Consider the following 9,606-nt stretch of genomic DNA (forward strand, 5'->3'; position numbering starts at 1 on the left):
CACCAGAGTATTGAGTACACTTAACTTCAATTTTTTCATCCTCATCAATAATATCCATAGCGGGCTTTTTCAGAGTTTTTTTGTTTGCGATGCTTTTTTCCAGCGAAAGTAACAACGACGGCAATAACAACAGGTTGGAAAGCATGGCGAAAAGCAACGTTGCAGAAACTAAACCACCCAATGCTACGGTACCTCCAAAGCTGGAAATCATAAAAACTGAAAACCCAAAAAACAATACAATGGAGGAATAAAACATACTTACCCCAGTTTCCTTCAATGCCCCATACACAGAGCGCTTTATTTTCCAGTTATTGACAATGAGCTCTTGACGGTATTTGGCCAGAAAGTGTATGGTGTCATCGACAGAAATACCAAAAGCAATACTGAAAACCAAAATAGTAGAAGGTTTGATTGGTACACCCAGAAATCCCATTGCGCCGGCGGTGATAATTAATGGCAATAAATTTGGAATCAGCGAAATTAAAATCATCCTGAAACTTCTAAACATCCATGCCATAAAAAATGCAATCAGTAAAATAGCCAAAGAAAGGGAAATCAATAAGTTTTTAATCAAATAGGTGGTGCCTTTTTGATACAAAACAGCCTTTCCGGTTACTGAAACAGTATAGCGTTCTTCCGGAAATATAGTTGCAATCTCTTCATGTAATTCTTCTTCAATACGCTGCATTCGATCCATTTCTGTGTCTTTCATAAAAGTTGTAATACGTGCATATTGACCAGTAGAATCTATGTAGCTTTCCAGTAAATTGTTTTCCTGAATGCTGTTTTTGGCGTATGGCAATATAAAATTGCGTTCTTGTGATGTGGGCAATTCATAATATTCAGGGTTTCCATTGTAAAAAGCTTGCTTGGCATATTTTACGGTTTCCACAATTGAAACAGGTTTTGAATATTCAGGGATTTCTTTGATAAATTCCTGTAATGCATCAATTCTTCTCAAAGTGGCTGCTGCCATAGCACCTTCCTTGCGTTGGGTGTCTATTAAAATTTCAAGAGGCATGATTCCGTCATACTCTGTTTCAAAAAAACGAATGTCATCGAAAAAAGTAGCTTTTTTGGGCATATCTTCAATGATACTACCCGAAACTTTCATTTGATAGATCCCCATGATACTCAAACACAAAAGAACAACTGTAGTCGTGTAGATAGCAAATCGATGATGCCTAACCATAACCACAAGCCATTTTACAAGTTTGCCAATCCAGTTTTTATTTAAATGCTTTAAATGCTTGTATTTTGGAATCGCCATATAGCTGTATACAATAGGAATAATAAGCAGTGAAAGCACAAATACCGTAATGATACTCAACGAAGCCACAGTTCCAAACTCAACCAGTAAGGTGCTTTGAGTAAGTGTAAAAGTTGCAAAACCCGACGCGGTTGTCATATTGGTCAGCAAAGTAGCATTCCCTACTTTTGAAATAACTCGCTGTAATGATTTGGCCTGATTGCCGTGAATTTTTATTTCATTTTGATATTTGTTGATTAAAAATATACAATTAGCAACACCAATCACGATAATCAAAGGAGGGATGAGTGCAGTCAATATAGTAATTTCATATCCAAGTAAACCCAGTATACCAAAACACCACATCACACCAATCATCACAGTGAGCATCGTTATCAAAGTAGCCCTGAATGATCTGAAAAAGAAAAAGAAAATAAATGAAGTAACCAGCAAAGCCGCACCGATAAATAAACTGATCTCGTCAATGATATTTTTGGAATTCAGTGTGCGAATGTATGGCATCCCTGAAGTGTGCACTTTGATTTTATAAGTGTTTTCAAAGGTTTCAATTAATGGGATTAAATCATTTAAAATAAAATTCTTTCGGGCACTTGTATTTACAATATCTTTATTGAGTGCGATGAGCGTTCTGAAACCCTTTTTGTTGGGACTGTAAATTAACCCTTCATAAAAAGGCAGCTTATTAAATAAGTTATATTCTAAGTCATTAAAATCAAGCGAGTCTATTTCGTCTTTCGAAATAAATGGGATCAGGTCGAATTTTTGCTGTGCCTCGTTTTTTTCTAAAATCTTTAGGTTGTTGAGACCAATAGTAAAATCAACCTCACTGAAAGTAGCTAGTGTGTCTTGAAGTGCATTCCAGGCACTAATTTTTGGCGCAGAAAATATAGTGGAGTCTTTGACCCCTAAGACAATGAGGTTGCCCTCTTCACCAAATATATTTAGAAACTCTTTATATTCAAGGTTTATGGGGTGGTCGTCAGGAAGTAAATTTGCTTCTGTGTTTGAAAAGCGCATGTGTTTCCATTGACTTGCAAAAAAAACTGTTGACAAAACAATGAGTATCAAAAAAAGTGTGCGATTTCTAAGAATCAAACGTGCAGTTGAACTCCAAAATACACTTGGTTTTTTGATAGAAACAGACTTTTTCATTGTGCTGATTTAAAAAGAATGCAAAGGTAGAAATCTTTTAGCAGTCAATTGCTAAACACCCGATATTTTGAGCGTTAAGAATTTGTGAATAATAAAACTACAGCTTCAGGTTGAATGTAAATTTAAACGAAATATTATCCTGTGTTTGAGGCAAATGATAAGCTCCATATCGATAAGCAAAGCTGGCACCAAAACCAAACAGTAGTTTATTCAACTCAATCCCCGACTCTGAATATCCCTTTTCAAGGGTATTGAAACCTATACTTTGATGGTTGTCTTCATTTGAAAATGTGCCAATGGCATGCCTTGTAATTAATACAATTTCTGGTTGAAAACGTGAAGTTAACTGAAGCGGTTTCAATTGGTGCTTGATTTGAATACTGGCTAATTTATCTGAAAAAAACTCTCCAAAATACATAGTCTCAAAACTTCGAATCCCGGCCACAGAAAACCGGTTCATTACAGTTTCTTTGTTTGGACTGTTAGGGTATGCATGATAACTATGTGTCAATGGAAGATCACCAAAAGCCAGATTGCTTTCCAAAATTACTTCTGTAAATGATTTATTGATGTGTTCAAAAAGATAATCTGTTCTAAAATCAATTTTTGAATAGTTAAAGTTGCCGTCCAGAAAGCCCTTTAATCCCTGAGTAAATTGGGCGGAAAACCTTGGATAACCGGTTTTGTATTCTGTTACACCCAAAGGGGTTTCCAAAAAGTTACCAAAAGGAGACCAAAAAATAGAAGTTTTTATTTCGCTTAATGTATATTTTGAAAAAGCTTCACCCTCATTCAAAAACTGATAATTGACAGTTTGGGCAATATCACTTTTTGAAACTTGTAATTCTGTATAAATGCCCGGTACAACCTGATGTCTTAAATTAGCTTTCCAGGTTTGGTGCTGATAAAACTGTGAAATATTGACTAAACGGGGCTCAAAAAGTGAAAATGTTCTTCGGTCTGTTAAGTATATATGACTTCCAATCTCGGCCACATCATCGGTGAAAGTTAAACCTAAAATTGTACTGGTTTTTGGGGAAAGTGTAATATCAGTCGACAGTTGATATTTAAAAACCTCGTCTTTAAACCCTCTTACCAAATAGCCTCCTATATTAAAATATGCAGAGAGTTTTTCATTTGTTACACCTCCAAGACCTGAACGAAAGCCCTCATAATTGTTGTATTTTATCAAATATTTTAAGTCGAGATCAAAAAAACCCAACTCTAGAAAACCCATCCCAAAGTCTTCAATGCGCTGTATTCTTTTTTCAACACCTTTGTCTGCAACAACTTCTTCAGACTCTATATAAATTTGTTTTTCTTCCTCTGTAAGAGGTTTTATTCTATACTGTTTCCAAAAGGAGCTGTTGTTTGTATTTTCAGTTTCACTCGCAAAAACTTGGATTCTTTTTTCTGCCCAATCTTCAGAGGTATTCAAACGGGGTTCTGTTATGTGTGAAATAATTTCAAAAGATGATATCTTGTTTTCACCCTTTGTAGCGAGTAATTTTCCGGAGGGTATTCTTTTTCCAAACAAATAGATGGGTTCAATTTGATTAATAAGGGTGACAGTCATTGAGGTCTTCTTGGGAAACCAAATTCCTTCAGTTTCTATCAACTCAAATTCGTGAACGATAGTAGCCTCCATATTCTCTTTGTGGTGAATAGTTGCTTTCTGAACTGCAAATGAAGTCCTGTCAATAAAAAACTGACCATGAAGAAGGGTGTTGGAATCATCCTTCAAGGGGGAAAATTGAATGATATAAAAAGGGTGTTTACTTTGAGAGTCTGTTTGAATTAATTCGAAGGTATAATTTTGAAAAGCATTTTTTGCAAGAGGGCCTCTAAAACGTTTATCGAAAAGTGTATATTCATTTTCATAAATAGATGTTGCATAAAAGGGTTTAACGAATAAGGGATAAAATGGTTGTTTAAAACCGGGAATGTTTGAGCCTAAAACAATTTGTGAATGTTTTTTTTGTTGATCAAAGAAGTGCTGTGAAGCTTCTTCAAAGATAAAGTTAGAATTGTCACTCAACAATTCTTGTGTTTGAGTGTCCTGTGTCTTAAAAATTACTTTAGTGTATCTTTTGTAGCTAAAAGAAGGTAATGCTTGTTCAGCATCAAGAATGGAAGCATTACTAATTACTTGTTCTATTATGGCTTTCGCCTGATTGGAATGTGTTGTGTCATTTTGGCTTACAGCCAAAACGGTAAAAAGTAAAAAGAGAATGTTAGCTTTTAATGGCATTGGGTTTGGTAACCAAAATTAAAAACAAATGTATTAAAAAAGCGACCTGAGAGTCGCCTTTTGTTTTAAGTTTAACTAGACAGTCATAATCTCCTTTTCCTTTGTGGCTAGAATATCATCTACTCGTTGTATGTATTTGTCTGTGAGTTTCTGAATATCAGTTTCAACAATTTTCAGCAAGTCTTCAGAAATGTCCAGTTCTTTGGCATCACTGTTGGCTATTTTTCTATCGTTTCTGATGCTTATTTTAGCATCTTCAGCCTCAGATTTTGCAACTTTTACTAATTCGCGTCTTCGTTCTTCGGTTAAGGGTGGGATGCTAATTATAATATTGTCTCCATTGTTCATAGGGTTAAAGCCTAAATTTGCTTTTAAAATTCCTTTTTCTATTTCAGGGATTAGACTTTTTTCCCAGGGCTGAACAGAAAGTGTTCGACCGTCTGGGGTATTGATGTTCGCAACTTGCGAAAGAGGAGTAGGGGTTCCGTAATAATCAACCGTGACACCGCCCAACATCCCCGGACTCGCTTTTCCTGCACGGATGTTTAAGAGTTGTTTTTCTAAAAACTTCAAGGCTTTAAGCATTGCCTCTTCTGTAGAGTCCATTAAAAACTTTATTTCTTCGGTCATTTTTTTATTTCTTTAATATTGTTTTAAAAATACTATTTTTTTACAAATTTACTTTGGTGCCTATTTTTTCACCATCCACTATCTTGAGAAGGTTGCCTTTTGCATTCATATCAAATACAATGATTGGAAGTTCATTTTCCTGACTTAGAGTAAATGCCGTAGTATCCATAACCTTTAGCCCCTTTCTTAATACATCATCAAAAGTGATGTAGTCAAATTTTGTGGCATCGGCATCTTTTTCAGGATCTGAAGTATAAATCCCATCTACTCGAGTGCCTTTTAAAATCACATCGGCGTGAATTTCGATAGCACGTAAAACAGCTGCAGAATCGGTGGTAAAGTAAGGGTTTCCGGTTCCACCTCCAAATATTACTACACGGCCTTTTTCAAGGTGACGTATCGCTCGGCGTCTGATAAAGGGTTCTGCAACTTCATTGATTTGTATAGCAGATTGCAGCCGCGTTTGTAAGCCTGCATCTTCACAGGCACTTTGCAATGCCAGTCCGTTAATTACAGTTGCAAGCATTCCCATATGATCACCTTGCACGCGGTCCATTCCTTTACTGGCTCCTGCAACACCTCTAAAAATATTTCCGCCGCCAATAACAATGGCAACCTGAACCCCTTTATCAACAACACTTTTAATTTCTTGAGCATATTCTGCCAGACGCTCCGGGTCAATTCCATATTGGCGATTGCCCATTAATGCTTCACCTGAGAGTTTGAGTAAGATTCTTTTGTATTGCATAGTCTGAAATTGTTCTGGTATTGTGGATTTTTAATTGCAGCAAAAGTACATAAAATATTTTTTGAAGTTAATTAAATGTAAAAAATGAAGCAGTATTTTCTTGCCACAAAAAAATCCGTTCCAAAGTTTGAAACGGATTTAAATAATTTTTACTGTTAAGGTCTTATCCCAGAGCCACTCTCTCAAAAGACACAACTTCAGCACCAGATTCAGCTTTAACATAAGCTGCAATACTTTGCTTGTTGTCTTTAATAAAATCTTGGTTGACCAAAGTATTGTCTTTAAAGAAACGATTTAGTTTTCCTTTGGCAATATTGTCTAACATTGCTTCCGGTTTACCTTCTTGACGTAATTGATCTTTTGCAATTTCAATTTCCTTGTCAATGGTCTCCTGATCTACACCGGCTTCATTTAAGGCAACCGGATTCATCGCAGCAGCTTGCATAGACACGTTTTTGGCAACTTCTTCTGCATTGTCACCTCCTTGGGAAAGACCGGTTAAAACAGCAATTTTATTGCCGGCATGAATATAAAACCCAACAAATGGAGCTTCCAGTGTTCTGTAGTCTCCTATTTCGATTTTTTCACCAATCACTCCGGTTTGCTCAATCAATTTTTCTGCAACTGTAATTCCTTTGTATTCTTTTGCAAGCAATTCTTCTTTTGTTGAAGTACTTAAAGCCAATTCAGCAAGATCGGTTGCAAAGTTTACAAAAGATTCGTTTTTAGCAACGAAATCTGTTTCACAATTTAAGGATACAATCACACCTCTGGTATTGTCATTGTTTACTTTTGCAATAACAGCTCCTTCAGTTGATTCACGGTCAGCTCTGTTTGCTGCTACCTTTTGACCTTTTTTTCGAAGTAGTTCAATTGCTTTATCATAATCACCATCAGCTTCAACCAATGCTTTCTTACAATCCATCATACCTGCTCCGGTAGCTTGTCTTAATTTATTTACTTCTGCGGCTGTAATCTTTGCCATAGTTTTATGTTTTTAAATCCCCGTCCCCAAATTTAATTGGGGAGGGATCTTGTTAATCAATATAAATTTTAATGTATAGTACTTTTAAGAACGAGATTCCCTTTTACAAGGGAAATGTTATTCCTCTTCACCACTTTTGTCTTCAGCGACTTCAGCAGTTTTTTCTTTTTTTGCTTTAGGTTCTTTCTTCGCTTTCTTTGGAGCTTCATCTGTAGAGTCTTCTTCTACTTCTGCCTTCTCTTTTTTCTTAGCCTTTTTAGCTGGTTTAGACGATTGCTGATCTTCACCTGCAGCATCTTTTTCAGCTTTTTCAGCTTTTCTTTCTGAAAGTGCTTCAGTGATTGATGCGCTTACATACTCAAGAATCTTTTCAATAGACTTTGATGCATCATCATTGGAAGGAATTGGGAAGTCAATTTCTCTGGGGTCAGAGTTGGTATCGACCATCGCAAAAATAGGAATGTTTAACTTTTGTGCTTCCTTCACAGCAATGTGTTCGCGTAATGTATCTACAATAAAAAGCGCAGCAGGTAAACGGCTCATATCTGAAATGGAACCTAAGTTTTTCTCAAGTTTTTCACGCTGACGCGTAACTTGAAGTCGTTCTTTTTTAGATAGCGTTTCAAAAGTACCATCCTGCTTCATTCTGTCAATAGAGGCCATTTTTTTAACGGCTTTTCTAATGGTTACAAAATTGGTTAGCATACCCCCGGGCCATCTTTCTGTGATGTATGGTTGGTTTGCATTTTTTGCATTTTCTGCAACGATGTCTTTTGCTTGTTTTTTGGTAGCTACGAAAAGTATTTTACGGCCACTGCCAGCAATTTTTTTCATAGCCTCTGCAGCTTCTTCAAGCTTTGCAGCGGTTTTGTAAAGGTTGATGATGTGAATCCCATTGCGCTCCATATAGATGTATGGGGCCATATTGGGGTTCCATTTTCTGGTGAGGTGACCAAAATGTACACCTGCATCAAGTAATTCTTTTACTTCGATTTTTTTTGCCATTTTTTAATAGTTTACGTTCTGTAATTTAGCAATGCGCAAGTAGCTTATATAAGGTCTTGGGCATTTAGATGCTAAACTAATTTTCTTTACGCTTAAAGCGAAAAAGAGAACAGCTGTTGTTTAAATAATTTTAGAACTTGTTTATCAAGATTGTAACAACCTTAATAAGGTTTCGCAACAAGTGCGGAATTAACGTTTAGAGAATTGGAATTTCTTACGCGCTTTCTTCTGTCCGAATTTTTTGCGCTCCACCATTCTTGGGTCTCTTGTTAACAAACCTTCCGGTTTTAGAGTTGTACGGTTTTCAGCATCCAATTCACACATTGCTCTTGAAAGCGCAAGACGAATTGCTTCTGCCTGACCTGTAATACCACCACCACTTACATTAATATTAATATCAAAGTTACTTTCATTATTGGTCAATGCCAATGGCTGCTTCACTTTATACTTTAATGTGTCTGTAGAAAAGTAGTTGTCAAACTCTCTTTTGTTCACGGTGATGTTTCCTTTTCCGGGAGCAACATAAACACGCGCTACTGCAGTTTTTCTTCTGCCGATTTTGTGAATAACTTCCATTACTTAATTTCGTTTAAGTTAATAGTTCTTGGCTTTTGCGCCTCGTGATCATGTGATTCACCTGCATAAACCTTTAAATTTCTAAAAAGTTCTGCTCCTAATTTGTTTTTAGGCAGCATTCCTTTTACCGATTTTTCAATCAATCGCTCCGGATTCTTAGCGAAAAGTTCTTTAGCAGTCAAACTTCTTTGTCCTCCGGGATAGCCAGTGTGACGGATGTACTCTTTTGCATCCCACTTTTTCCCGGTCAAGTTGATTTTTTCTGCGTTGGTGATAACAACGTTATCGCCACAATCAACGTGAGGAGTGAAGTTTGGCTTGTGCTTTCCTCTCAAAAGTTTTGCAACTTCAGAAGAAAGACGCCCTAAAGTCTGACCATCAGCATCAACGTGTAACCACTCTTTTGTAACGGTGGCTTTGTTTGCAGATACTGTTTTGTAACTTAATGTGTCCAAACTAATTCATTTTAAAACCTGTCTCTCAACAGGCGCGTTAAACATTCCTAATTAATTCTACTAACGAGAATTGGGGTGCAAATGTACAACTATAAATTTGATTTACAAACGGTGTAATTTTAATTTTTTTGACCCACAAGCAGACTTAAAATTTATTTTAAATGAAACTTTTTTAAGATAAAAAACAAATTTATACTATTTTATATCATTGGACCGTTTTAGAATACGTTAAATGATATTGGTAATTCAAATAAAAATGTTTGTTTTGCACAAAATTTAAAAATCTATACAATTATGAAAAAAGTATTTAGTTTGATTGTTTTTGCAGTTTTATTTACCAGTTGCTCATCTGATGATGATAATGGTGTGGCAATTGAAGGGACTTGGAAAATGACGGCATTTAAGTCTGAAAACGCCTATGATTTGAATGAAGATGGTATTATTTCCAATGATATAATGGGAGAAACCAATTGCTATCAAAATGAAACTTTAATTTTTAATAACACAACTGCATATCGTTGGTATAAATTTCTT

At 36.0% G+C, this 9,606-nt stretch carries 8 protein-coding genes and 1 pseudogene; 1 reads left to right on the forward strand and 8 read right to left on the reverse strand.

Going from position 1 to position 9,606, the window contains the following annotated elements; genetic code table 11:
• From AACY61_RS03505 to rplM, 8 genes are all read right to left on the reverse strand, one after another.
• On the reverse strand, positions 1 to 2,422 hold a 2,422-nt coding region (locus AACY61_RS03505), incomplete at its 3' end, for an MMPL family transporter (RefSeq protein ID WP_339610210.1).
• Positions 2,423 to 2,519: 97 nt separating this feature from the next.
• Entirely contained in the window at positions 2,520 to 4,673 is a 2,154-nt protein-coding gene (locus AACY61_RS03510; protein WP_339610211.1) for a DUF5686 family protein, read from the reverse strand.
• 75 nt (positions 4,674 to 4,748) lie between these two features.
• Positions 4,749 to 5,303, reverse strand: coding sequence for a ribosome recycling factor (gene frr, locus AACY61_RS03515; protein WP_339610212.1), 555 nt, complete (start codon positions 5,301 to 5,303; stop codon positions 4,749 to 4,751).
• A gap of 40 nt (positions 5,304 to 5,343) precedes the next feature.
• Positions 5,344 to 6,051, reverse strand: a complete 708-nt coding sequence (gene pyrH, locus AACY61_RS03520; protein WP_339610213.1) for a UMP kinase — start codon at positions 6,049 to 6,051, stop codon at positions 5,344 to 5,346.
• Between the two features lie 163 nt (positions 6,052 to 6,214).
• The gene (gene tsf / locus AACY61_RS03525; RefSeq protein ID WP_339610214.1) at positions 6,215 to 7,036 is read right to left on the reverse strand and encodes a translation elongation factor Ts; all 822 of its coding nucleotides are present in this window, start codon (positions 7,034 to 7,036) and stop codon (positions 6,215 to 6,217) included.
• Between the two features lie 117 nt (positions 7,037 to 7,153).
• A complete protein-coding gene (gene rpsB / locus AACY61_RS03530) occupies positions 7,154 to 8,041 on the reverse strand; it encodes a 30S ribosomal protein S2 (protein WP_339610215.1) in 888 nt (295 codons plus the stop codon).
• 189 nt (positions 8,042 to 8,230) lie between these two features.
• Positions 8,231 to 8,617: a 30S ribosomal protein S9 gene (rpsI, locus tag AACY61_RS03535; RefSeq protein WP_339610216.1), complete on the reverse strand. Its 387-nt coding sequence runs from the start codon at positions 8,615 to 8,617 to the stop codon at positions 8,231 to 8,233.
• Positions 8,617 to 9,072 carry a 50S ribosomal protein L13 gene (gene rplM / locus AACY61_RS03540; RefSeq protein WP_339610217.1) on the reverse strand — a complete coding sequence of 152 codons (456 nt, stop codon included), beginning with the start codon at positions 9,070 to 9,072 and terminating at the stop codon, positions 8,617 to 8,619. The genes rpsI and rplM overlap by 1 nt, the downstream gene beginning before the upstream one ends.
• Before the next feature lie 294 nt (positions 9,073 to 9,366).
• Here rplM and AACY61_RS03545 point away from each other — a divergent pair.
• Positions 9,367 to 9,606, forward strand: a pseudogene (locus tag AACY61_RS03545) (hypothetical protein); the annotation flags it as partial.

This window comes from uncultured Planktosalinus sp., assembly GCF_963973675.1.
GTDB lineage: Bacteria > Bacteroidota > Bacteroidia > Flavobacteriales > Flavobacteriaceae > Planktosalinus.